Source organism: Nocardioides sp., assembly GCF_016462705.1.
Lineage (GTDB): Bacteria > Actinomycetota > Actinomycetes > Propionibacteriales > Nocardioidaceae > Nocardioides.
Map to the genome: position 1 here is coordinate 1 of NZ_JAEMSS010000013.1, position 24,255 is coordinate 24,255.

The 24,255-nt window shown below is 70.4% G+C and carries 22 protein-coding genes, 1 tRNA gene and 1 pseudogene; 6 read left to right on the forward strand and 18 right to left on the reverse strand.

Annotation, left to right across the window (positions count from 1 at the left end):
- Positions 1-606: pseudogene (locus JHD21_RS02940) on the reverse strand (DNA polymerase I); the annotation flags it as partial.
- Positions 607-667: 61 nt separating this feature from the next.
- On the opposite strand from JHD21_RS02940, the gene JHD21_RS02945 reads away from it, so the two are divergent.
- Entirely contained in the window at positions 668-1,087 is a 420-nt protein-coding gene (locus tag JHD21_RS02945) for a hotdog fold thioesterase (protein ID WP_292671507.1), read from the forward strand.
- 81 nt (positions 1,088-1,168) lie between these two features.
- Here the strand turns inward: JHD21_RS02945 and JHD21_RS02950 are convergent, their stop codons facing one another.
- A complete protein-coding gene (locus tag JHD21_RS02950; protein WP_292671508.1) occupies positions 1,169-1,738 on the reverse strand; it encodes a GNAT family N-acetyltransferase in 570 nt (189 codons plus the stop codon).
- Positions 1,739-1,829: 91 nt separating this feature from the next.
- Here JHD21_RS02950 and JHD21_RS02955 point away from each other — a divergent pair, with 91 nt between their 5' ends.
- Together JHD21_RS02955 and JHD21_RS02960 are read left to right on the forward strand one after the other, a co-directional pair.
- Positions 1,830-2,579 (forward strand): DUF554 domain-containing protein, encoded by a 750-nt coding sequence (locus JHD21_RS02955; protein WP_292671509.1) that lies wholly within the window; start codon positions 1,830-1,832, stop codon positions 2,577-2,579.
- A gap of 166 nt (positions 2,580-2,745) precedes the next feature.
- Positions 2,746-4,113: an ABC transporter substrate-binding protein gene (locus JHD21_RS02960; RefSeq protein WP_292671511.1), complete on the forward strand. Its 1,368-nt coding sequence runs from the start codon at positions 2,746-2,748 to the stop codon at positions 4,111-4,113.
- A 341-nt stretch (positions 4,114-4,454) separates the two neighbouring features.
- On the opposite strand, the gene JHD21_RS02965 is transcribed toward JHD21_RS02960, so the two are convergent.
- From JHD21_RS02965 to JHD21_RS02990, 6 genes are all read right to left on the reverse strand, one after another.
- The gene (locus JHD21_RS02965) at positions 4,455-5,231 is read right to left on the reverse strand and encodes an ABC transporter ATP-binding protein (RefSeq protein WP_292671512.1); all 777 of its coding nucleotides are present in this window, start codon (positions 5,229-5,231) and stop codon (positions 4,455-4,457) included.
- Positions 5,228-6,217 carry an ATP-binding cassette domain-containing protein gene (locus JHD21_RS02970; RefSeq protein ID WP_292671514.1) on the reverse strand — a complete coding sequence of 330 codons (990 nt, stop codon included), beginning with the start codon at positions 6,215-6,217 and terminating at the stop codon, positions 5,228-5,230. The genes JHD21_RS02965 and JHD21_RS02970 overlap by 4 nt, the downstream gene beginning before the upstream one ends.
- Positions 6,210-7,424, reverse strand: a complete 1,215-nt coding sequence (locus JHD21_RS02975) for a branched-chain amino acid ABC transporter permease (protein WP_292671515.1) — start codon at positions 7,422-7,424, stop codon at positions 6,210-6,212. The genes JHD21_RS02970 and JHD21_RS02975 overlap by 8 nt, the downstream gene beginning before the upstream one ends.
- Before the next feature lie 15 nt (positions 7,425-7,439).
- Positions 7,440-8,768, reverse strand: coding sequence for a hypothetical protein (locus tag JHD21_RS02980; protein ID WP_292671517.1), 1,329 nt, complete (start codon positions 8,766-8,768; stop codon positions 7,440-7,442).
- 196 nt (positions 8,769-8,964) lie between these two features.
- Positions 8,965-9,564: a response regulator gene (locus tag JHD21_RS02985; protein WP_292671518.1), complete on the reverse strand. Its 600-nt coding sequence runs from the start codon at positions 9,562-9,564 to the stop codon at positions 8,965-8,967.
- 32 nt (positions 9,565-9,596) lie between these two features.
- Positions 9,597-9,779 carry a hypothetical protein gene (locus JHD21_RS02990; protein WP_292671520.1) on the reverse strand — a complete coding sequence of 61 codons (183 nt, stop codon included), beginning with the start codon at positions 9,777-9,779 and terminating at the stop codon, positions 9,597-9,599.
- Between the two features lie 81 nt (positions 9,780-9,860).
- Between JHD21_RS02990 and JHD21_RS02995 the strand changes: the two genes are divergently transcribed.
- Together JHD21_RS02995 and JHD21_RS03000 are read left to right on the forward strand one after the other, a co-directional pair.
- Positions 9,861-9,943: transfer RNA gene (locus JHD21_RS02995), tRNA-Leu, on the forward strand.
- A gap of 35 nt (positions 9,944-9,978) precedes the next feature.
- Entirely contained in the window at positions 9,979-10,758 is a 780-nt protein-coding gene (locus tag JHD21_RS03000; protein ID WP_292671521.1) for a transcriptional regulator, read from the forward strand.
- Between the two features lie 7 nt (positions 10,759-10,765).
- Here the strand turns inward: JHD21_RS03000 and pyk are convergent, their stop codons facing one another.
- From pyk to trpC, 8 genes are all read right to left on the reverse strand, one after another.
- Positions 10,766-12,235, reverse strand: a complete 1,470-nt coding sequence (gene pyk / locus JHD21_RS03005; RefSeq protein WP_292671523.1) for a pyruvate kinase — start codon at positions 12,233-12,235, stop codon at positions 10,766-10,768.
- A 245-nt stretch (positions 12,236-12,480) separates the two neighbouring features.
- Positions 12,481-13,950, reverse strand: a complete 1,470-nt coding sequence (locus tag JHD21_RS03010; RefSeq protein WP_292671524.1) for a glutamate synthase subunit beta — start codon at positions 13,948-13,950, stop codon at positions 12,481-12,483.
- Between the two features lie 145 nt (positions 13,951-14,095).
- Positions 14,096-18,655 (reverse strand): glutamate synthase large subunit, encoded by a 4,560-nt coding sequence (gltB, locus tag JHD21_RS03015; RefSeq protein WP_292671525.1) that lies wholly within the window; start codon positions 18,653-18,655, stop codon positions 14,096-14,098.
- 127 nt (positions 18,656-18,782) lie between these two features.
- The gene (gene lgt, locus JHD21_RS03020) at positions 18,783-19,706 is read right to left on the reverse strand and encodes a prolipoprotein diacylglyceryl transferase (RefSeq protein ID WP_292671527.1); all 924 of its coding nucleotides are present in this window, start codon (positions 19,704-19,706) and stop codon (positions 18,783-18,785) included.
- Between the two features lie 2 nt (positions 19,707-19,708).
- A complete protein-coding gene (locus JHD21_RS03025) occupies positions 19,709-20,281 on the reverse strand; it encodes an SCO family protein (protein WP_292671528.1) in 573 nt (190 codons plus the stop codon).
- Positions 20,282-20,349: 68 nt separating this feature from the next.
- Entirely contained in the window at positions 20,350-21,153 is an 804-nt protein-coding gene (trpA, locus tag JHD21_RS03030) for a tryptophan synthase subunit alpha (RefSeq protein WP_292671530.1), read from the reverse strand.
- Positions 21,150-22,379, reverse strand: coding sequence for a tryptophan synthase subunit beta (trpB, locus tag JHD21_RS03035; RefSeq protein WP_292671531.1), 1,230 nt, complete (start codon positions 22,377-22,379; stop codon positions 21,150-21,152). The genes trpA and trpB overlap by 4 nt, the downstream gene beginning before the upstream one ends.
- The gene (gene trpC / locus JHD21_RS03040) at positions 22,376-23,158 is read right to left on the reverse strand and encodes an indole-3-glycerol phosphate synthase TrpC (protein ID WP_292671532.1); all 783 of its coding nucleotides are present in this window, start codon (positions 23,156-23,158) and stop codon (positions 22,376-22,378) included. The genes trpB and trpC overlap by 4 nt, the downstream gene beginning before the upstream one ends.
- A 71-nt stretch (positions 23,159-23,229) precedes the next feature.
- Between trpC and JHD21_RS03045 the strand changes: the two genes are divergently transcribed.
- Entirely contained in the window at positions 23,230-23,559 is a 330-nt protein-coding gene (locus JHD21_RS03045) for a DUF4190 domain-containing protein (protein WP_292671534.1), read from the forward strand.
- 27 nt (positions 23,560-23,586) lie between these two features.
- Here the strand turns inward: JHD21_RS03045 and JHD21_RS03050 are convergent, their stop codons facing one another.
- Positions 23,587-24,027, reverse strand: coding sequence for a DUF2752 domain-containing protein (locus JHD21_RS03050; RefSeq protein ID WP_292671535.1), 441 nt, complete (start codon positions 24,025-24,027; stop codon positions 23,587-23,589).
- Entirely contained in the window at positions 24,008-24,211 is a 204-nt protein-coding gene (locus tag JHD21_RS03055; protein WP_292671537.1) for an HGxxPAAW family protein, read from the reverse strand. Before JHD21_RS03055 ends, JHD21_RS03050 begins: the two co-directional genes overlap by 20 nt.
- Between the last annotated feature and the right edge of the window lie 44 nt (positions 24,212-24,255).

A 24,255-nucleotide genomic window follows, 5' to 3' on the forward strand; every position in this document is an offset into this window, starting at 1 on the left:
CCCCACCCCGGGGACCCCGGGCAGGTTGTCGGAGGTCTCGCCCACCAGCGCGGCGAGCTCCGGGTAGCGCGCGGGCGGCACGCCGTAGCGCTCCTCCACGGCCGCGGGCGTCATCCGCTTCATCTCGGAGACGCCCCGCATCGGGTAGATCACCGTCGTGTCCTCGTCGACCAGCTGGAACGAGTCGCGGTCACCGGAGCAGATCAGCGTCTCGAACCCGAGTGCCTTGGCCTGGGTCGCGAGCGTGCCGATGATGTCGTCGGCCTCGTAGCCCTCCTTCTTGAGGTAGGGGATCCGCATGGCGGTCAGCACCTCCTCGATCAGCGGGAGCTGGCTGCTGAACTCGGTCGGTGTCTTGTTGCGCCCCGCCTTGTACTCCGCGTACTCGTCCATCCGGAACGTCTTGCGCGAGACGTCGAAGGCGACCGCGATGTGCGTGGGGCGCTCGTCACGGAGCACGTTGATGAGCATCGAGGTGAACCCGAAGACCGCGTTGGTGTGCTGCCCGGTCGTCGTCGAGAAGTTGTCGACCGGCAGCGCGAAGAAGGCGCGGTAGGCCAGCGAGTGGCCGTCGAGAAGAAGCAGTCTGGGTCGCGCGTCAGGCACCTGCCCACAGTAGTCACGGCCACCGACACCTGGCGTCGTCGCGTCCGGTTGAATCAGCCTCATGACCGACGACGCGACGGACGCACTGGCGCTGATGCGCAGCAACATGGGGGCTCTCAACGAGCGGATGGGCGTGGAGCTGGTCGAGGCCAGCGCCCAGCGGGTGGTCGCGACGATGCCCGTGGAGGGCAACACCCAGCCCTACGGGCTGCTGCACGGCGGGGCGTCGGTCGTGCTCGCGGAGACCCTGGGCTCGATCGGGTCGGCCCTCCACGCCGGCCCCGACCGGCTCTCGGTCGGCGTCGACATCAACGCGACCCACCACCGCGCGGCCCGGTCGGGCACGGTGACCGGTGTCGCCACTCCCGTGCACCTGGGCCGCAGCATGGCGTGCTACGAGGTGGTCATCTCCGACGAGGAGGGCCGCCGGGTGTGCACGTCGCGGATCACCTGCACCCTGGTAGCGAAGGACCGGTTCTAGCGGGGACGTCCGATGGACGAGGACGAACCCGATCGATGGTGGTCGGAGCCGGCCGAGACCCTCCGCCGCCGGGGCCGGGACCTACCCCCGCTGCGTCCGGCGCAGGCTCCGCCGGGCGGCGAGGACCTGGCCGACAGGTCGGGTCCCGTTGGGCCGCAGCTTGCCGGGCAGCTGAGCCGTGAGCTTGCTGCGCACGGTCGGCGTCGCCGCCACCCGCAGCACCGCCTGCTGGCTCAGGCCGAGCCGGGCCATGAAGCGGTTGCTCTGCCGGGAGTCGTGGGACACGGCGGTGACGACGTGCCCGACCCCGAGCTCCTCGGCGTAGGTGACCGCGGCCTCGATCAACGTGTGCCCGACCCCGCGCCTGCGGAAGCCCGGAGACACGAACGGCGCCATGGCGTGCACGGCCGGCTCGAGGTTGAGCGGGCTCAGCGTCGTCACGCACAGCATCACCGCGCCGGCCGGCTCGCCGTCGTACTCCGCGATGACCAGGCGCTGCTCGGCGGACTCCTCACAGCTCTTGATGATCAGCTCGAGGTCGGCGACCTGGTCCTGGAGGTCCGCCCGGCGGAGGTTGGGCTGCCAGAGCTCCGCGAGGAAGACGGCGTCGTCGAGCGTGGCCGGGCGGAGCGAGACCGGGGTGCGGCTCATGCTCCTCCCTTCGTCGACGGACTGCAGGCTGACACTACGCTCACCGGGTCGCTGCCGTCATGACCCGTCTGGAGTAGTTGGTGCGTCACCTGTGATCCCCGGCCTGGCCACCCTGGTCAACGTCGCGGCCGTGCTCGCCGGCGCGGTGGTCGGCGTGCTGCTCGGCAACCGGCTGCCCACCCGGACCCGGGACGTGGTGACCGATGCCCTGGGCCTGGTGACGCTGCTGATCGCGGGTACGTCGGCGATCGCCGTGCTCTCCCCGGAGCTCACCGACGAGGTGGGCGACAGCGCGCCGATGCTGATCGTGCTCGGCTCCCTGCTGGTCGGCGGGATCGCCGGCTCCCTGCTGCGGCTGGAGTCGCGGATCGAGGGCTTCGGCGCCTGGCTCCAGCAGCGCCTCTCGGGAGAGACCGGCTCGCGGGAGCGGGCCCGGTTCGTGGAGGGCTTCGTGATCTCGTCGCTGGTCTTCTGCAGCGGACCGCTGACGATCCTGGGGTCGCTCAACGACGGCCTGGGCAACGGGCCGGACCAGATCCTGCTCAAGTCGGCGCTGGACGGCTTCGCGGCGATCGCGTTCGCCGCGTCGTTCGGCTGGGGGGTGGCCGCGAGCGTGGTCACGATCGTGGCGGTACAGGGCAGCCTCACGCTCGCGGGTGTCGCCCTGGGCGACGCCCTGCCGGATGCCCACCTGGCCGCGATCACCGCCACCGGCGGACTGCTGCTGGTCGGCGTCGCGCTGCGGCTGCTCCGGATCCGGGAGATCCCGGTGGCCGATCTCCTGCCGGCCCTGGCCGTGGCGCCAGTTCTTGTCGAGATCGCCCGCCTGACCCAGCGATAGCCCCTGTTCCCGGCCGTTGTGGCGCATTGACGTAACGGTTCGCTAACGAGAGGGTGCCGGGTAGCGCTGCCCTGCTCTGGCACACCTACGGTGGCGATGCTGTGCCCGACCTCGGGAAGACGGGCTGCGGTGAAGTGCCCACAACGAGAAAAGAAGGGTTCACCACGTGAATCGATCAACGACCGCATCCTGGGTCAAGCTGATGGCCGGCACCGCCGCGCTCACGCTCGCCCTCGCCGCATGTGGCGACGACGGCGACGACGAGCCGGACGCAGCTGACGACCCGTCCACCTCTGCGTCCTCGGAGGCTCCGACGGAGGAGCCGTCCGACACCGCGTCGTTCACCAACGACGTCTGCGCCGCCGGGGCGACCAGCGCCGACAGCTTCAAGGTCGCCGGCATCCTGCCGCTGACCGGCAACCTCGCCTTCCTCGGCCCGCCCGAGGTCGCTGGCGTCGGACTCGCGGTCTCGGACATCAACGCCGCTGGTGGCGTCAACGGTGCCCAGGCCTGCCACGACATCCAGGACTCCGGCGACTCGACCGACCTGTCGATCTCCACGGCCTCGGCCAACAACATCGTCCAGGGCAAGCCCTCGGTCGTCATCGGTGCCGCGTCCTCGAGCGTCTCGCTCAACGTGGTCGACACCTTCGCCGACAACAAGATCACCGAGGTCTCCCCCGCCAACACCGCGGTGGACCTGAGCGGCTACTCGCCGTTCTACTTCCGGACCGCTCCGCCGGACGGCGTGCAGGGCTCCGCGCTCGGCACCCTGATCGCGGGTGACGGCTACTCGAAGATCGGCTTCCTGGTGTTCAACGACACCTACGGCACCGGTCTGCGCGACGCCGTCCAGGCCACGGTCGAGTCGTCCGGTGGCTCCTGCGTCTACGGCTGCAAGGGCGACGGCGACGAGTTCCCGGCCGGTCAGACCACCTTCTCCGCCGAGGTCCAGGCCGTCACCGCGGCCGGTCCCGACGCGATCGTGATCCTGGCCTTCGACGAGACCAAGTCGATCGTCCCCGAGCTGGCCGCGGCCGGCTTCGACATGTCGAAGACCTACTTCTCCGACGGCAACACCGCCGACTACTCCAAGGACTTCGAGCCCGGCACGCTCGAGGGCGCCCAGGGCACCATCCCGGGTGCGGACGCGTCGCAGGAGTTCAAGGACCTGCTGGTCGGCTGGAACGAGGCTGCCAACGGTGAGGGCCTCAGCGACTTCGCCTACGCGGCGGAGTCCTACGACGCCACCATCCTGGCGGCGCTCGCGGCGATCAAGGGCGGCTCCAACGAGTCGACCGCGGTCCAGGAGAACTTCGCGGCCGTCTCGGGTGCCACCGACGGCGAGGAGTGCTCCACCTTCGCCGACTGCGTGGCGCTGCTCGAGGAAGGCAGCGAGATCCGCTACACCGGCCCGTCCGGCATCGGGCCGATCGACGAGGAGAACGACCCGTCCTCCGCGTTCGTCGGTGTCTACCAGTTCAACGCCGAGAACAAGAACGAGCTGACCTCCACGGTCGAGGGCACCAAGTGACCTCGAGCTGACAGCTCAGCAGCACGCGAAGGGCCTCGGGCTTCGGCTCGGGGCCCTTTCGCGTGCCTGCCGCGCGAGGAGTACCGCTCAGCACGCGTGCTGTGAAAGACGAGGTACCGCCGGGTCGGCGGTACTGCCCTCCCCGGCGCAGCCCACCAGGGGCAGCAGCGCCGTCTCGACGCTGGACGCGCTCCTCGAGCCATGAGCGCGACTTGCGTCGCGCTTCCAGCGCCGATCGGCGCTACGGCAGCGGGGCTTCGCCGGCGCTGCAACACCACCGACTCGGCGGTACCTCGTGCTGATGCGCACGCGTGCTGAGCAGTACTCCCCGCAGCGCTCGATCAGCTCTGCTTGAGGTCGTCCCGCTCCGCGTCGACGTCCTCGGCCAGCGTGCCGAGGTAGAGCTCGATGACCTTGGGGTCGTTGGCCAGCTCGCGACCGGTGCCGGTGTGGGCGTCCCGGCCCTGGTCCAGGACGTAGCCGCGGTCGCAGATCTGCAGGCACCGCCGGGCGTTCTGCTCGACCATGACGACACAGACGCCGGTCTTGTTGATCCGGCGGGTCCGGATGAACGTCTCGTCCTGGCGGACCGGCGAGAGACCGGCCGAGGGCTCGTCGAGCAGGAGGACGCTCGGCTCCATCATCAGCGCCCTGGCCATGGCCAGCGACTGGCGCTCACCGCCCGACAGCGCGCCCGCGCTCTGGTGGCTGCGGTCGTGCAGGACCGGGAACAGGTCCCACATCGCGGCCAGCCGCTCCGCGGCCTTCTTCGGGCGCAGGAAGAGCCCCATCAGCAGGTTCTCCTCGATGCTGAGCGAGGGGAAGACGTTGTTGGTCTGGGGGACGAAGCCGACGCCCATCTCGACCAGCCGGTTGGCCTTGAGGTTGGTGATGTCCTGGTCGCCGAGCGTGACGTTGCCGGAGTGCACCTTGACCAGGCCGAACATGGCCTTGAGCAGCGTGGACTTGCCGGCACCGTTGGGCCCGATGATGCCGACGATCTCGCCGGGGTAGGCGACCATGTTGCAGCCGTTGAGGATGTTGACGCCGGGCAGGTAGCCCGCGACGACGTCGCGGGCCTCGATCACGGCCGTGCCCTGCTGGGTGGTGGTGGTCATCGCTTGCCGCCGTCCTTCTCCTCGTCGCGGTGGGCCTCCTCCGCGACCTCCTCGGCGAGCTGCTCGATCGCCTCGTCGGTCAGGAGCGCGTCGTCACCGAGGTCGGTGTCGTGGTGGGCTCCGAGGTAGGCGTCGATCACGGCCGGGTCGGACATGACCGTGTCGGCGGCACCCTCGGCCACCACCCGGCCCTCGGCCATCACGACCACCCAGTCGGAGATGTGGCGGACGACGTGCATGTCGTGCTCGACGAACAGGACGGTCATGCCCTCGTCGCGCAGCGACTGGATGTGGCCGAGCAGCGACTGGGTGAGCGCCGGGTTCACGCCGGCCATCGGCTCGTCGAGCATGATCATCTTCGGGTCGCTCATCAGCGCCCGGGCCATCTCGAGGAGCTTGCGCTGGCCGCCGGAGAGACTGCCCGCGTAGTCGTGCTTCTTCTCCAGCAGCTTGAAGCGGTCGAGGAGCTCGTCGGCCTTGGCCTCGATCTCCTTCTCCTGGTGGTGCCAGATCGGGCGGATCAGCGACTTGAAGAGGTTCTCCCCCGCCTGGTTCTGCGCGCCGAGCATCATGTTCTCGATGACCGTCATCCGGCTGAGCGCCTTGGTCAGCTGGAAGGTGCGCACCATGCCGGACTTGGCCACCGCGGAGGCGGAGGTCTTGTCCAGGGTGCGGCCGTCGAAGGACCAGTGCGCACCCTGACCGGCGGACGTCGGCCGGTCGAATCCGGTGATCAGGTTGAAGAACGTGGTCTTGCCGGCGCCGTTGGGCCCGATGAGCGCGGTGATGAGGCCACGCTGCACCTCGAGGTGGCCGACGTCGACGGCGGTCATCCCGCCGAACTGGCGCACGATGTTGTCGACCTTGAGGATCGGGTCCGGCTTCGCGGCACCGGGCACTCGCTCGACGTCGGTCATCAGGCTCTTGCGGGCCGCGGGATCGGACAGGTCACCCCGCGTGGCGGTGGTCGGACCGGGCTCAGACATTGAACCGAAGCTCCCTCTTGTCGCCGAGGATCCCTTGTGGCCGGAAGATCACCAGCAGCATCAGCACGACACCGACCACGATGAACGCGAACTGGCTGGACTCCTGGCTGCTCATGAACCCGTCGAAGTAGGTGTTCGAGATGCCGATGATCATGATGCGTCCCGCGAAGAAGATGATCGAGCCGAGGATCGGCCCCCAGATCGTCGCGGCCCCACCGAGCAGCAGCGCCGTGTAGCAGAAGAACGTGAGCGAGCGGCCCATCGAGTCCGGCTGCACGGTGGCCGGGAGGACGTAGAGCATCCCGCCGACCGCTCCGAACAGGCCGCCGATGACCAGCGCCTGCATCTTGATCGCGAACACGTTCTTGCCGAGGCTCCGCATCGCGTCCTCGTCCTCGCGGACCCCACGCAGGGCGCGTCCCCACGGGCTCTTGACCAGGAACAGCACGACGACCGTGCTGATCGCCGCGACGCACCAGGCGACGATGGTGACGAACCACCCGTTGACCCCGGTGTTCTGGTTGTTCACCGGCGCGAGGAAGAGCAGGACGACCAGCGCCAGCACGCTCAGGCCTGCGATGGCCACCCGCTTGGGGGTGCCGGTCAGCCCGGCCCGGCCCCGGGCGACGTGCACGATGGCCGCGATGATGGCGATACCGATCACCCAGCCCACGAGCCGCACCCAGACGGCGCCGTCGGCGACGTCGGTGTAGTTGAACTCCAGCAACGTGCTGTTGCCGTTGCCGAGCGGCGAGAGGTCGGTGAACGGCGCGCGGTACTGGCTTCCCGGGATGCCCTGCGCGCCACCGGTGAGCCCGAAGAGGGTCTCGTAGCCGACGGACCGGCCGATGTAGCGCACGATCTCGGCAGCGGAGATCGTCACGATGGCGAGATAGTCGCCTCGGAGCTTCAGGGTGGGTACGCCGAGGATGAGGGCGAAGATGAAGGCGAGCCCCATGCCCACGATCACCCCGGCGACCAAGGCGGCGAACCCGAGCGGCTCGATGCCGAGTGCGGGGATGCCCTCCTTGATGGTGATCGCGAAGCCGTAGGCGCCGAGCAGCATGAAGGCGGACTGGCCGATGTTGAGCAGGCCGGTGTAGCCGAAGTGGATGTTGAGCCCGATCACGGCGATGGCGACGGCGGCGGTCTGCGGCCCGGTCGCGCTCGACATCATCGAGTTGAGGATCTGCTGGATCTCGTCCATCTGGTCTCAGTCTCCCTAACCGACTCGCTGAGCCTTGCCGAGCAGACCCTGAGGTCTCACCAGCAGGACGACGATGAGGATGAGCAGCGCGGCGGCGTACTTGAAGTCACCCGGGACGAACGGGAGAAGTGGTGACATCTCCACGACGAACCCGATGACCAGCGACCCCACCAGGGCGCCGAAGGCGGTCCCGAGGCCGCCCAGCGTGACCGCGGCGAAGAGCAGCAGGAGGATCTGCAGGCCCGTGTCCCACTTGATGCCGTTGGTGACCAGCGCGTAGAGGATGCCGGACAGCCCGGCGAGGGCCATCGCGACCGTCCACACGAGCCGAATGACCTTGTCGGTGTCGATGCCGGAGGCCTGGGCCAGCGCCGGGTTGTCCGAGACCGCCCGGGTCGCCCGGCCGATCCGCGTCCGGAGCAGCGCGAACCCGACGCCGGCGAGCACCACGGCCGAGATGACCATGGCAGCCAGCGACTGGTTGGTGGTGGTGATGGGACCGAAGGACGTCACCGTCGGGTTGTCGACGATCACCCGGACCGTCCGCGAGCCGACGAAGAACTGGTAGCCGTACTGGATGGCCAGCGACAGCCCGATCGTCACGATCATCATCTGGGTCAGCCCGAGGCCACGCCGTCTCAGGGGTTGCCACAGGACCCGGTCCTGGAACCACCCGGTGAATCCGCAGAGGACGAGCACCAGCAGACCGCCCACGAGCAGCGGCATCCCCTGCTGGTTGACGAACAGGTAGGCGAGCATCCCGCCCAAGGTCACCTGCTCGGCGTGCGCGAAGTTGGAGAGGCCCGTGGTGCCGTAGATCAGGGACAGACCGACGGAGGCGAGGGCCAGCAGCAGGCCGAGCCGGAGCCCGTTGAAGCCGCTCTGCGAGATCTCCTCCCAGTTGCTGGTCGAGGGGTCGTAGTCCGCCGACCGGATCTCCAGGTTGGCGGCGCGCAGGCCACCCACCGTCGCCTGCACCTTGAGCTCGCCGTCGGGACCCCGGAGGTTGGCCGGAGGGGGCCGGACCTCGAAGCCGTCCGGCAGGGTCTCGGGGTCCACCCCGACGAGGTACTCGCCGTCCTCGGTGATGGTGAAGCTGAACTTCCCGTCGTCACCGGTGGTCTGGGTCTCCGTCGTCCCGTCCGGCTTGGTGAGCGTGACGTCGGCGTCGGCGATCGGGTCGGCCCGGCTGCCGAGGGTGCCGCTGATGCAGCCGACCTCGTCGGGCTTCGGCAGGCAGGAGGCGGCGGCGGGAGTGTCTCCCTCGTCGTCGGCGTACGCGGAGGTCGTGCCCAGCAGCATGACCAGCGGCGTGACAAGCAGACCCAGGATCAGCCCGGTCACACCCCGTCCGACGGTCCGCCCATGAGCGGCATGTCGAGACATCAACCCGGGTCCTCCCTCCACGCATCCGGCCGGATGCTGCCGCGCAGTCTATGGCGCAGGGGCACGGAAAGCGCCACCCCACGAGTGCCGAGTGCGGTGAGTCGTCCGTCGGGTCACCCAGACGTGACGACGACGTGACCGGCGCGTGACCCGCTCAGCGATCGGCGATGCCGGGCCCGTGGGTGATGACGCCGTCGGCCACCTGGCGCATCGAGAGCCGCAGGTCCATCGCCGTCTTCTGGATCCACCGGAAGGCCTCCGGCTCCGACAGCTTCAGCTGCTCCTGCAGCACACCCTTGGCCCTCTCGACGGCCTTGCGGGTCTCCAGCCGCTCGGTGAGGTCGGCGACCTCCGACTCGAGGTGGGCGAGCTCGGCGAACCGGCTGACCGCCATCTCGATGGCGGGGACCAGGTCGTTGCGGGTGAAGGGCTTGACCAGGTAGGCCATCGCACCCGCGTCCCTGGCCCGCTCGACGAGGTCACGCTGGCTGAACGCGGTGAGGATGACCACCGGCGCGATCCTTGCCGCGGCGATGCGCTCGGCGGCGGCGATGCCGTCGAGCACGGGCATCTTCACGTCGAGGATGACCAGGTCCGGACGGAGCCGCTCGGCCAGCTCGATGGCCGCGGCGCCGTCACCGGCCTGCCCGACGACGTCGTAGCCCTCCTCGGTCAGCATCTCGGCCAGGTCCATCCGGATGAGGACCTCGTCCTCGGCCACCACGACGGTGCGCGGCGTGGGGGTCTCGGTCACGCCCGAAGGCTACCGAGCCCGCGGCTCGACCCTCAGCCGTGTCCGGCGGAGGCTGCCGGTGCGACCGGGACGGCGGCGTACGCCGCGGTGAGGTCCGCGACCGCCCGCGCGACCTCGGCTCGCTCGACGCGCCGGCGGGAGCACTCGACGGCCGCCGCCCGGGCGTTCGCCACCGCCCGCTCGTTGCTCGCCGTCGCCCACCCGAGGATGTTCACCGCTGAAACTGTAGTAAGTAAGTGGACTATTAGCAAGTCGGTTTGCCGTGAGGAGGCTCGGATAGTCTTCTCGCTGCCCTGGCCGGGTTGGCGGAACGGCATACGCGGTGGTCTCAAACACCACTGTCCGCAAGGACTTGTGGGTTCGAATCCCACACCCGGCACCGATGTCGGTGGTGTCGGCGAGCCTGGCGGCACGATGCCGCACATCCGCCCGATCGAGACCGTCGAGAGCGCCTTGCGCGCCTCTGACGCCGGGATGCGCGACGTGGACAACGCAGCGCTCCACGGGGTGGCGGTCAAGACCATCCGGCGCTGGCGGCGTCTCTACCAGCGACGCGGCCTGCCCCGAGGACAGACCCATACGTCCTCGCGGTGCCCACGCTGCGACGACGCGCACCTCGACGGGGGCGCCTACGCCGAGCTCCTCGGCTGGTACCTGGGTGACGGGCACATCAGCCGAGGCCGTCGTGACGTCTACAACCTGCACGTGGCCAACGACCGCAGGTACGCCCAGGACAACGCCCGGCTGCAGGTGATCATGGCCAGGGTCAAGCCCGGCGGTCGACCGCACACGCGCCTGGTGCCCGGATGCGTGATCACGACGATCTCGTGGAAGCACTGGCCCTGCCTCTTCCCGCAGCACGGTCCCGGGCGCAAGCACGACCGGCCCATCGTCCTCGAGGACTGGCAACGAGCGGTCGTCGAGGCGCACCCCGGCCCGTTCCTGCGCGGGCTCTTCCACTCCGACGGGTGCCGCGCCAACAACTGGACGCAGAAGCTGGTCGCGGGTGAGCTGAAGCGCTACGACTACCCCCGCTGGCAGTTCACCAACAACTCCGCCGACATCCGCGAGCTGTGCTGCTGGGCGCTCGACCTGGTCGAGGTCCCGTGGCGGCAGTCCAGCTGGAAGACCATCAGCGTCTCCACCCGGACCGGCGTGGCCCGGCTCGACGCGCTGATCGGCGTGAAGGCCTGAGGCAGGGTCAGTGCGTGCTGCGCCGGTAGGCCGGCGCGACCTCGTTGACCGCGTCGCCCATCCGGTGGACGCGCAGGGCGTTGGTCGAGCCGGGGATGCCCGGAGGCGCCCCGGCGACGATGACCACCAGGTCGCCCTCCTTGAGCCGGCCGATCTGGAGCAGCTGCTCGTCGACCTGACGGACCATCTCGTCGGTGTGCTCCACGGGGTCGGTCTTGAACGTCTCGACGCCCCATGACAGCGCGAGCTGCGACCGGGTCTGCGCCTCGGGGGTGAAGGCCAGGATCGGGATCGGGCCCCGGAGCCGGGACATCCGCCTGGCCGAGTCACCGGAGGTCGTGAACGCGACGACGTACTTCGCGTCGACCCGCTCGGCGACCTCGCCGGCAGCCTTGGTGATGACCCCCGAGTTCGTGTGCGGGTTCCAGGCGAGGGTGCGCATGGTGCCGACCTCACGCTGCTCGAAGGCGTGGTCCTCGGTCGCCATCACGATCCGGGCCATCGTCTCCACGGTGTGCACGGGGTACTCCCCCACGCCGGTCTCGCCGGACAGCATCACGGCGTCGGCGCCGTCGAGGATGGCGTTGGCGACGTCGGACACCTCGGCCCGGGTCGGCGACGGGCTGGAGATCATCGACTCGAGCATCTGGGTGGCGACGATGACCGGCTTCGCGTTGAGGCGGGCCTTGTCGATGATCGTCTTCTGGAGGAACGGGACCTCCTCCGCCGGGCACTCCACGCCGAGGTCGCCGCGCGCGACCATGAAGCCGTCAAACGCCGCGATGACCTCGTCGAGGTTGTGGATGGCCTGCGGCTTCTCGATCTTGGCGATGACCGGCAGCATCACGCCCTCCTCGCGCATCACCTTGCGGACGTCCTCGACGTCCGCGGCGTCGCGCACGAAGCTCAGGGCGACGAAGTCGACGGACAGCCGCAGCGCGAACCGCAGGTCCTCGACGTCCTTCTCGGAGAGTGCCGGGACCGACACCGCCACACCCGGCAGGTTGATGCCCTTGTGGTTGCTCACCTTGCCGCCGACGAGGACCTCGGTGAGCACCTCGGTGCCGTCCTTGACCTCGGTGACCCGCAACCGGACCTTGCCGTCGTCGATCAGGATCGGGTCGCCGACGGCGACGTCCCCGGCCAGGCCCTTGTAGGTCGTCCCGCAGATCTCGCCGTTGCCGTCGACGTCGCGGGTGGTGATCGTCCACTCCTGGCCGCGGGACAGCTGGACCGGGCCGTCGGAGAAGGTCTCGAGCCGGATCTTGGGGCCCTGCAGGTCGGCCAGGATGCCGACGCCGTGACCACTCGCGTCGGAGGCCTCGCGCACCAGGCGGTAGGTCTCGGCGTGGTCATCGTGGGTGCCGTGGCTCATGTTGAGGCGAGCCACGTCCATCCCCGCGTAGACCAGCTCGCGGATGCGGCGTTCGCTCGACGTCGCGGGGCCCAGGGTGCAGACGATCTTCGCTCTTCTCACGCCGTGAGCCTACTGAGAATTGGAACGTTCAAACAATATTCGGGCCAGAAGGGTCCGCGTGGGAGCACGGCCAGGCACGGGTGCTGCGAGGAACGAGGGACCGCCGAGTCGGCGCTACGGCCTTCTCCGGCGCAGCCCACTCGAGCAGCAGCGCCGACCCGGAGCTGGAGGCGCTGGTCGCGCCACCAGCGCGACGTGCGTCGCGCTTCCGAGCGGTGCTCCCCCTGCGCCAGGTTCCTCGCGGGCTAGACGACGAGCGGGCGCTCGGTGGGCGCGATCGGGTAGGGCAGCGTCGTGCTGCCGGTGAGGAACTCGTCGACCGCGGAGGCCGCGGCGCGCCCCTCGGCGATCGCCCACACGATCAGTGACTGGCCACGACCCGCGTCTCCGGCGACGAACACGCCGGGGACCGAGGTCTGGTAGTCCTTGCCCCGTGCCACGTTGCCGCGCTCGTCGAGGTCGACGCCCAGCTGCTCGACGAGGCCCGCCTTCTCCGGTCCGACGAAGCCCATCGCGAAGAGCACCAGCTCGGCCGGGATCTCCCGCTCGGAGCCCTCGACCTCCTCGAACCGGCCGTTCTCGAAGACCACGTCGACGAGCCGCAGCGCCCGGACGTTGCCGTCCTCGTCCCCGAGGAACTCCTTGGTGGAGACCGAGTAGACCCGGTCGCCCGCCTCCTCGTGCGCGGAGGAGACCCGGAAGGTCATCGGGTACGTCGGCCAGGGCTGGCCGGCCGGCCGGGACTCCGGCGGCTCGGGCATGATCTCGAGCTGAGTGATGGACGCCGCGCCTTGGCGGGTGGAGGTCCCGAGGCAGTCCGCGCCCGTGTCGCCGCCACCGATGATCACCACGTGCTTGCCGGTGGCGGTGACCTGGTCGGCGACCTCCTCGCCGAGCGAGGTCCGGTTGGCCTGGGGCAGGAAGTCCATCGCCTGGTGGAGCCCGCCGAGCTCGCGTCCGGGGATGGGCAGTTCACGAGCCTCGGTGGCCCCCATGGCCAGCACCACGGCGTCGTAGCGCTCGCGGAGCCGGTCGGCGGTCAGGTCGTCCTGGCCGACGTCGACGCCGGCGCGGAAGACGGTGCCCTCACGACGCATCTGGTCCAGGCGCCGGTCGAGGTGCTTCTTCTCCATCTTGAACTCGGGGATGCCGTAGCGGAGCAGGCCGCCGATCCGGTCGGCGCGCTCGTAGACCGCGACGGTGTGGCCCGCCCGGGTCAGCTGCTGGGCCGCCGCGAGACCCGCCGGGCCCGAGCCCACGACGGCCACGGTGCGTCCGGAGAGCCACTCCGGCGGCTGCGGCCGGACGAAGCCGGACTCCCAGGCCTTGTCGATGATCGCGACCTCGACGTTCTTGATCGTGACCGGGTCCTGGTTGATCCCGAGGACGCAGGCGGTCTCGCAGGGCGCGGGGCACAGCCGGCCGGTGAACTCCGGGAAGTTGTTGGTCGCGTGCAGGCGCTCGATGGCCCCCTCCCAGTCGTCGCGCCAGACCAGGTCGTTCCACTCCGGGATGATGTTGCCCAGCGGGCAGCCCTGGTGGCAGAAGGGGATGCCGCAGTCCATGCAGCGCCCCGCCTGGGTGGTGATGATCGGCAGCAGCGCGCGGCCGATGCCGCCCGGGTAGACCTCGTTCCAGTCGTGGACCCGCTCCTCGACGGGGCGGCGCTCGGCGACCTCGCGGCCGGCCTTGAGGAAGCCACGGGGGTCAGCCATCAGCACAGCCCTCCATCATCGTCGCGGTCCGCACCGCGCTGGAACCCAACGAGGAAGGCGCTTGGTGATCATCCATCAGGCACAGCCCTCCATCATCGTCGCGGTCTGCACCGCGCTGGAACCCAACGAGGAAGGCGCTTGGTGATCATCCATGGAGCGCCTCCATCATCTTGTGTGCGGTCTCGTCCTCGTCGAGCCCGTCGGCCTCGGCCTTCGCCTTGGCCTCGAGGACCTTGCGGTAGTCGCTGGGCATGACCTCGGTGAACCGGGCCAGGGCGGCCGGCCAGTCCGCCAGCAGCGCGGCCGCGACCTCGGAGCCGGTCTCCTCGGCGTGCTCGCGGACCAGCTCCTCGAGCTCGGCAGCCGCCGGGCCGTCCACCGGCCCGAGCTCGACGAGCTCGGTGTTGACCCGCTGCTCCTTGAGGTCGAGGACCCAGGCGACGCCACCGGACATGCCGGCGGCGAAGTTGCGTCCGGTCGGGCCGAGGACCACCACCCGGCCCCCGGTCATGTACTCGCAGGCGTGGTCGCCCACGCCCTCGGTGACCGCCCAGGCGCCGGAGTTGCGCACGCAGAACCGCTCGCCCACTCCCCCGCGGATGAAGATCCGGCCCGACGTGGCGCCGTAGGCGATGACGTTGCCGGCGATGATCTGCTCGTTGGCCTCGAAGGTCGCCGTCCGGTCGGGCCGGACCACGATCCGGCCCCCGGACAGGCCCTTGCCGAGGTAGTCGTTGGTGTCGCCCTCGAGCCGCATGGTCACACCGCGCGGGACGAAGGCGCCGAACGACTGACCTGCGGACCCGATGAAGGTCAGGTCGACGGTGCCGTCCGGCAGTCCCTCGCCGCCGTACTTCTTGGTGATCTCGTGGCCGAGGATGGTCCCGACGGTGCGGTTGACGTTGCGGATCGCCACCTGGGCCCGCAGCGGCTCGGCCTTGTCCAGCACGTCCTGGGCGAGCGGGAGCAGCTCGGTCACGTCGAGGGACTTCTCCAGCGCGTGGTCCTGCTGCTTGGTGCACCGCAGGTCCTGGTCAGGGAAGGCGGTCAGGTCCGGCGCGTGCAGGATCGGCGACAGGTCCAGCCCGGACGCCTTCCAGTGGCCGACCGCCTCGGCGACGTCGAGCGAGCCCACCTGGCCGATGGCCTCGTCGAGGCTCCTGAAACCGAGCTCGGCGAGCAGCTCGCGCACCTCCTGGGCGATGAAGGTGAAGAAGTTGACGACGTGGTCGGCCTGGCCGTTGTAGCGCGCCCGCAGGACCGGGTTCTGGGTGGCCACACCCACCGGGCAGGTGTCGAGGTGGCAGACCCGCATCATGATGCAGCCCGACACGACGAGCGGTGCGGTCGCGAAGCCGTACTCCTCGGCCCCCAGGAGCGCCGCGACGACGACGTCGCGGCCGGTCTTGAGCTGGCCGTCGGTCTGGACGACGATCCGGTCGCGCAGCCCGTTGAGGAGCAGCGTCTGCTGGGTCTCGGCGAGCCCGAGCTCCCACGGCCCGCCCGCGTGCTTCAGCGAGGTCAGCGGCGAGGCTCCGGTGCCCCCGTCGTGGCCGGAGATCAGCACCACGTCGGCGTGCGCCTTCGAGACCCCGGCCGCCACCGTGCCGACCCCGACCTCGGCCACCAGCTTGACGTGGATGCGCGCCGCCGGGTTGGCGTTCTTGAGGTCGTGGATGAGCTGCGCCAGGTCCTCGATCGAGTAGATGTCGTGGTGCGGTGGGGGGCTGATCAGTCCCACGCCGGGGGTCGAGTAGCGCGTCCTCGCCACCCACGGGTAGACCTTGTGGCCGGGCAGCTGGCCGCCCTCGCCGGGCTTCGCGCCCTGGGCCATCTTGATCTGGATGTCGTCGGCGTTGGTGAGGTACTCCGACGTCACGCCGAATCGTCCGGACGCGACCTGCTTGATCGAGCTGCGCCGCTCGGGGTCGTAGAGGCGGTCCGGGTCCTCGCCGCCCTCACCGGTGTTGGACTTGGCGCCCAGCCGGTTCATGGCGATGGCGAGGGTCTCGTGCGCCTCCTGGCTGATGGAGCCGTAGGACATGGCACCGGTCGAGAAGCGCTTGACGATCTCGGAGACCGGCTCGACCTCGTCGACCGGGATCGGCTGCCGGCCGGTGGCCCCGGCGTCCTTGAACCGGAACAGGCCGCGCAGCGTCATCAGCCGCTCGGACTGCTCGTCCACCCGCGAGGTGTACTGCTTGAAGATCTCGTAGCTGCCGGTCCGGGTGGAGTGCTGGAGCCGGAAGACGGTCTCGGGGTCGAACAGGTGCGGCTCGCCCTCACGACGCCACTGGTACTCGCCGCCGATCTCGAGCTCGCGGTGCGCGGGCGCGATGCCGCCGCGGGGGTACGCCGACGCGTGCCGGCGCGCGACCTCCTCGGCGATCGTGTCGAGCTCGACGCCGCCCAGCTTGGAGGTGGTGCCGGTGAAGTACTTGTCGACCAGCGCCTGCGACAGCCCGACGACCTCGAAGATCTGCGCGCCGGTGTAGGACGCCACGGTCGAGACGCCCATCTTGGACATGACCTTGAGGACGCCCTTGCCGAGCGCCTTGATCAGGTTGGCGACGGCCTTCTCCGGCTCGATCTTGACGTAGAAGCCCTCGCGGGCGAGGTCCTCGACCGACTCCATCGCCAGGTAGGGGTTGACCGCGGCGGCGCCGTAGCCCACGAGCAGCGCGACGTGGTGCACCTCGCGGACGTCGCCCGCCTCGACGAGGAGACCCACCTGGGTGCGGGTCTTCTCCCGGACCAGGTGGTGGTGGACGGCGCCGGTGAGGAGCAGGGACGGGATCGGCGCCAGCTCCTGCGTCGAGTGCCGGTCCGAGAGCACGATGATCCGCGCGCCGTCCGCGATCGCCTCGCTGACCTCCTGGCAGATCTCGTCCAGCCGGCGCGCCATCGCGGCGCCGCCGCCCTCGACCTCGTAGAGGCCCCGGGACACGTGGGTGATGAAGCCCGGCATGTCGCCGTCCCGGTTGATGTGCCGGATCTTGGCCAGGTCGTCGTTACTGATGACCGGGAACGGGAGGACGACCTGACGACAGGACGCGGGGGTGGGCTCGAGCAGGTTGGACTCGGGTCCGATGCTGCCCGACAGCGACGTCACGAGCTCCTCGCGGATCGCGTCCAGGGGCGGGTTGGTCACCTGCGCGAACAGCTGCGCGAAGTAGTCGAACAGCAGCCGTGGCTTGTCGCTCAGCGCGGCGATCGGGGTGTCGGTGCCCATCGAGCCGAGCGGCTCACCGCCGGAGTTGGCCATCGGCGTGAGCAGGATCCGCAGCTCCTCCTCCGTGTAGCCGAAGACCTGCTGGCGCCGGGTGACCGAGGCGTGGGTGTGCACGATGTGCTCGCGGTCGGGGATGTCGTCGAGGTGGATGAGGCCGGCGTGCAGCCACTCCTCGTAGGGGTGCTCGGAGGCGAGCCCCGCCTTGATCTCGTCGTCCTCGATGATCCGGTGCTCGGAGAGGTCCGCGAGGAACATCTTGCCCGGCTGGAGCCGGCCCTTGCGCACGACCGTGGCCGGGTCGAGGTCGAGCACGCCGACCTCGGAGGCCAGCACCACGAGACCGTCGTCGGTGACCCAGTAGCGGGAGGGGCGCAGTCCGTTGCGGTCCAGGACCGCCCCGACCTGGTCACCGTCGGTGAAGACCACGCACGCGGGCCCGTCCCAGGGCTCCATCATCGCGGAGTGGAACTCGTAGAACGCCCGGCGCTGGCGGTCCATCTCGCCGTGGTTCTCCCACGCCTCGGGGATCATCATCAGCACCGAGTGCGGCAACGAGCGCCCGCCCATGTGCAGCAGCTCGAGCACCTCGTCGAACGACGCGGAGTCCGAGGCCCCGGTGGTGCAGATCGGGTAGAGCCGCTCGAGGTCGCCCGGGATGACGTCCGAGGCCAACAGCGCCTCGCGGGCCCGCATCCAGTTGCGGTTGCCCATCACGGTGTTGATCTCGCCGTTGTGGGCGATGAACCGGAACGGGTGGCTGAGCGGCCAGCTCGGGAAGGTGTTGGTCGAGAAGCGCGAGTGCACCACTGCCAGCGCCGAGGCCATCCGCTCGTCGCGCAGGTCGGGGAAGACCTCGTCGAGCTGGGCCGGGGTGAGCATGCCCTTGTAGATCAGGGTGCGTGAGGAGAGCGACGGGAAGTAGACGTCGGTCTCGCTCTCGGCGCGCTTGCGCAGGCAGAACGCCAGGCGCTCCAGGGCCATCCCGGTGACCCGGCTGCCCTTCCCGGCCACGAAGAGCTGGGCGAACGTCGGCATCACGCCGTGGGCGGTCTTGCCGAGCGACGACGCGTCGACCGGCACGTCGCGCCAGCCGATGACCTCGAGGTTCTCCTCGTGGGCGATCTCCTCGACCCTGCGTCTGGTCTTGGCGACATGCTCGGCGTCACCGGGAAGGAACGCCGTGCCGACGGCGTAGGAGCTGGGGGCGGGCAGCTCGAAGCCGGCCTCACGGGTGACCTCGCGGAGGAACGCGTCGGGGACCTGGATCAGGATGCCCGCGCCGTCACCGGAGTTCGTCTCGGCGCCCGCGGCCCCTCGGTGGTCGAGGTTGAGCAGCGCGGTGATGCCCTTGCGCACGATGTCGTGGCTGGCCTCCCCGGTCAGCGTCGCGACGAACGCCACGCCACACGCGTCGTGCTCGTGGGCGGGGTCGTAGAGGCCCTGGGGCGCCGGGTAGGCGTGCGGGTACGTCACCGTCGATCTCCCCTCGTGTCTCTCGAGGCGCAGCCCTCAGCATGGTCGACCCACGCGGTGAGGGTGATGCGGCACTGCTGTCTGTGGTGCAGGGGACGACATTGGCCCGCGCGGAGGGATCAGGCTATCAAAGGGACCCCGGCCGGGACTCATCCGTTTCAGCACTCGGTTCGGCCGGCGACACGCTCGCCGCGGCGTCCCCGCGAGGGTGCACGTAGACGTCGTCCTCCAGGCCCGGCCAGCGGCGTCCCGCGTAGAGGAACCAGGCCGCAGCGAGCACGAACAGCACGAGGGAGGTCCACACGTTGAGGCGCAGCCCGGCGACGTCGTCGAGCTGGACGCTGTCGATGCGCAGCATCTCGATCCAGCCGCGCCCGAGCGTGTAGGCCATCACGTAGAGCGCGAGGACCCGGCCGTGGCCGAGCCGGAGCCGGCGGTCCACCCAGACGATGACCAAGAATGCCGCGAGGCACCAGAGGAACTCGTAGAGGAACGTGGGGTGGAAGGTGGTGCCGGGCGGGTAGAACTTCCCCTCCGGGTAGTTGTCGGGGTCGATCTCCAGGCCCCATGGCAGGTCGGTGGGCTTGCCGTAGAGCTCCTGGTTGAACCAGTTGCCCCACCGGCCGAGCGCCTGGGCGACCAGCACGGTCGGTGCCATGGTGTCGACCACCGGGAGGATCCGGATGCCGTTGAGCTTGCAGCCGATGGCCACCCCGAGGGCGCCCATCGCGATGCCGCCCCAGACCCCGAGGCCGCCCTGCCAGACGTAGAGGATCTTCCACGGGCTCCCGTCGGCTCCGAAGTAGCGGTCCGGGTCGGTCGCCACGTGGTAGAGCCGCGCCCCCACCAGGCCGAAGGGCACCGCCCACACGGCCAGGTCGGACATCTCGCCGCGGGTCCCGCCGCGGGCGACCCAGCGTCGCTCGGAGAGCCAGACGGCGGCGACGATCCCGAGGATGATCGCCAGGGCGTAGCCACGCAGCGGCACCGGCCCCAGGTACCAGACGCCGTTGGACGGGCTCGGGATGGACAGGGCGGTGACGGGCAGCACGGTCAGTCCTCTTCCAGCAGGGCGTGGATGTCGGCGGCGAACTCCGACGGCGAGGTCTCCTGGGACCAGAAGATCGGTGCCTCGTCGGCGACGTCGATCCCGGTCACCGTGGTGGTGTGCGCGTCGACCTCGTAGCCCCCGCTAGGGAGCTTCTCCCCCATCCCGACGGCGACCGAGGCCGCGACCTGCTCGATGTCCGCCAGCTCACCGGTCACGCCGACGAACGACGGGTCGAAGCGGTCGAGGTAGTCACGCACCACCTCGCCGGTGTCCCGCGCGGGGTCGGTCGTCACGAACACCACCTCGACCTGGTCCCGGTCCTCCTCGCTCAGCCGCGTCAGAGCCGAGCTCAGGTTGCCGAGGACCCGGCCGCAGATGTCGGGGCAGTTGGTGTAGCCGAAGAACACCAGGGTCAGCCGCTCGTCGGTGTCGGAGGTCAGCGAGTAGGGCTCTCCGTCGGTGTCCACGAGCTCCTGCGACGAGACCGTGAAGGGTGGGTCGACCGGGCTCCCGGTCAGGCTGGCCGCCTGCTCGTCGTCGCCACCGCACGCGGTCAGGACGAGGGGGACGAGCACTGACGCAGCGCCCAGCGCGAGCCTGCGAGGTCTCGGGACGGTCGCGGAGCGACCTCCTCGACCAGCAGTCACGCGCGGACCCCTCGGGCCAGGTCCTCGGTCAGCGCGGTCAGCGCGCGCAGACCGGCAGCGCGGTCGTCGAGGTGGTCGAGCAGGACCCGGACGAACGCCGAGCCGACGATGACGCCGTCGGCGTACGACGCCAGCTCGGCCGCCTGGTCGCCGGTGCTGACGCCGAGGCCCACGCCCACGGGGAGGTCGGTGACCGTCTTGGTCCGGGCCACGAGCGGTCCCGCGAGCTCGCTGGTGGTGGCCCGGGCACCGGTGACCCCCATGACCGCCGTCGCGTAGACGAAACCGCGGCAGGCGGCGACCGTCATCGCGATCCGCGCGTCGGTGGACGACGGCGCGACGAGGTAGACCTTGTCGAGACCGTGGGCGTCGGCGGCCGCCGGCCACTGCGGGTCGCTGTCCGGGGTCAGGTCGGGGGTGATCAGGCCCGCTCCCCCGGCCGCGGCGAGGTCGCGGGCGAACCGCTCCACCCCGTAGCGCTCGACCGGGTTCCAGTAGGTCATGACGACCGTCGGCGTGCCGGTCGCGGCCACGGCCTCGACGGTGCGCAGCACGTCGGTGGTGCGGACGCCGCGCTCGAGGGCCAGCTGGGCGGCCGCCTGGATGGTGGGACCGTCCATGACGGGGTCGCTGTAGGGAAGGCCCACCTCGATGACGTCGCAGCCGGCGTCCACCATGGCCAGGAGGGCGTCGATCCCGCCCTGGACGTCCGGGAAACCGGCGGGCAGGTAGCCGACCAGCGCTGCGCGGTCGTCGGCGCGCGCCTTCTCGAAGGCGGTCGCCGTGGTGCTGCCGCTCATGTCGCCTGCTTCCCGAGGCTGAACCAGTCGCGGGCCGTCTCCATGTCCTTGTCCCCCCGGCCGGAGAGGTTGACCAGCACCAGTCCCTCGGGACCCAGGTCCCGGGCCACGTCGAAGGCACCCGCGAGGGCGTGCGCAGACTCGATGGCGGCGATGATCCCCTCGGTGCGGGCCAGCAGTGCGAGCGCGTCCATGGCCTGCGCGTCCGTGATGGGCAGGTAGTCGGCGCGGCCGCTCTTGGCGAGGTGGGCGTGCTGCGGCCCGACTCCCGGGTAGTCCAGGCCTGCCGAGATCGAGTGGGACTCGATCGTCTGGCCGTCCTCGTCCTGGAGCACGAAGGTGCGAGCGCCGTGCAGGACCCCCGACTCGCCGGCGTGGATGGTCGCGGCGTGCCGGCCGGTCTCGACCCCGTCGCCACCCGGCTCGAAGCCGTAGATGCGGACGTCCCGGTCGCCGAGGAACGCGGTGAACAGCCCGATCGCGTTGGAGCCGCCACCCACGCAGGCGGCGATCGCGTCCGGCAGCCGGCCGGTCAGCTCGAGGCACTGCGCGCGCGCCTCGTCGCCGATGCCGCGGGTGAAGTCGCGCACCATGCTGGGGAAGGGGTGCGGTCCGGCGGCGGTGCCGAAGAGGTAGGCCGTGTGGTCCACGGTGCTCACCCAGTCCCGCAGCGCCTCGTTGATCGCGTCCTTGAGCGTGGCGCTGCCGCTGTCGACCGGGACGACCTTCGCGCCGAGCAGCTCCATCCTCGCCACGTTGAGGGCCTGCCGGCGGGTGTCGACCGAGCCCATGTAGACGGTGCAGTCCATGCCGAAGTAGGCGGCCGCGGTCGCGCTGGCGACGCCGTGCTGGCCGGCGCCGGTCTCGGCGATGACCCGCTTCTTTCCCATCCGCTTGGTGAGCAGCGCCTGGCCGAGCACGTTGCGGATCTTGTGGGCGCCGGTGTGGTTGAGGTCCTCGCGCTTGAGCAGGATCCTGGCCCCGCCGACGTGCTCGGTGAGCCGGGTGGCGTCGTAGAGCATCGACGGGACGGCGGCGTAGGTCCGCAGGATCGCGTCGAAGTCGGCGAGGAACGCCGGGTCGGCCATCGCCTCCTGCCAGGCCACGGTCAGCTCGTCCAGGGCGGCCACCAGGGCCTCCGGCATGAAGCGACCCCCGAAGTCGCCGAACCAGCCCTTGTCGTCGGCCTCGAACTGCGCCGCGTCCGTGTTCACGTCGGCACTCATGCCGTGATCCCGGTCATCGCCCGGACCGCCGACTCCGGGTCGCCGTCCTTCACCAGGGCCTCGCCCACCAGCACCGCCCGGGCTCCCTCGGAGACGTGTCGCTCGACGTCGACCGGTCCGGAGATGCCGGACTCCGCGACCTTGACCCGGTCGTCCGGGATCAGCGGCGCCAGGCGGCCGAACGCGTCCGGGTCGATCTCCAGGGTCTTGAGGTTGCGTGCGTTGACACCGACGAGCTCCGCGCCGATCGCGACCGCCCGGTCGGTCTCCGCGTGGTCGTGCACCTCGACCAGCACCGTCATCCCGAGCTCACGGGCCTGGTCGTGGAGCCGGCGGAGGGTGTCGTCGTCGAGGGCGGCGACGATCAGGAGCACCAGGTCGGCGCCGGCAGCGCGGGCCTCCAGCACCTGGTAGGGCTCGACCAGGAAGTCCTTGCGCAGCACGGGTACGTCGACGGCGGCGCGCACCGCCCGCAGGTCCTCGAGGCGCCCACCGAAGCGACGTTCCTCGGTGAGCACGCTGATCGCGGCGGCCCCGCCCGCGGCGTACTGGCGCGCCAGCGCCGCCGGGTCGGTGATCGCGGCGAGGTCGCCCTTGCTGGGGCTGCGCCGCTTGACCTCCGCGATCACGCTCGAGCCCGGAGCGCGCAGCGCAGGCATCGGGTCGCGCGGGGGGTCGACGTCCCCGAGCGCGGCACGCAGGTCCGCCTCGGGCGCGGTCGACCGGCGCCGGGCGAGGTCTGCTCGCACGCCGGCGACGATGTCGTCGAGCACGGACATGCGGGGACTCCTTGGGGAAGCGGACTGCGGGGTCCAGTGTGTCACCCAGGGGGAACGGCTAATGTCCCGGCATGAGCTACGACAACCCACCCCCGCCGCCCGGCTACGGCGCACCGCCGCCCGGTTACGGGGGTGCAGTGCCGCAGCGGACCAACCAGAAGGCGATCTGGTCGTTGGTGACCGGCATCGCCGGCATCCTCTGCTGCCCGATCATCTTCTCGGTGGCAGCGCTGATCCTGAGCAACATCGCCAAGGGCGAGATCCGGACCCGCGGAGAGGGCGGCCAGGGCCTGGCCACCGCCGGCACGGTGCTGGGGATCATCGGGCTCGTGCTCGGTGTCCTCCAGATCGTGCTGTACGCGACCGGCAACGGCATCGACTACAGCTTCAGCACCGGCTGAGTCCCCACGACGACGGGCGCGGTCGGGTCAGGGCGCGAGCCAGGACCCGAACGCGAGGTTGCGGGCGACCGCGAACGCCACGGCCAGGGCCACCAGGACCGGCACGGCCGGCCTGAGCCGCTGCCACGGGATGGTCGGCGCGGTCCCCCGCCAGCGGTCGACCGCCCAGAGCCCGAGCGCCAGCACCGCGAACGGTATCGCCAGCACCAGCAGCAGGTTGCTGGACAGGGCGGCGCCCACGTCACCATGGGTGAGGTCGTTGACGGCCCGCAGGCCCCCGCAGCCGGGGCACCAGAACCCGAGCGCGGCGCTGGGGCAGAGCCCCCAGCTGTACTGCTCGTGGGGGTCACGCACGTGCAGGGCCAGCGTGGCCGCGGCGAGACCGCCGATCGTGAGGACCGGCGCCGTCATCCGCTGCCAGCGGTCCGAGACCGCGGCCGCGGGGGGGTCAGTCCGTGAGAGGGCCATGCAGGCCCAGCCTGTCCATGACGAGGAACACCACGCCCGCGGCCACCGTGATGCCGACGCCGACCCAGAAGACGGTCATGTTGACCGGGTCGAGCATCAGGCCGACACCCCCGACGATGAAGCCGACCATGCCCACGACGACGGCCGTCCAGGCGGCCGGGGTGTTGCCGTGGTTCGCAGACATTTCGGGCTCCTCTGAGGTTCGGTACGGGGGTCGTCGGGCGTCGC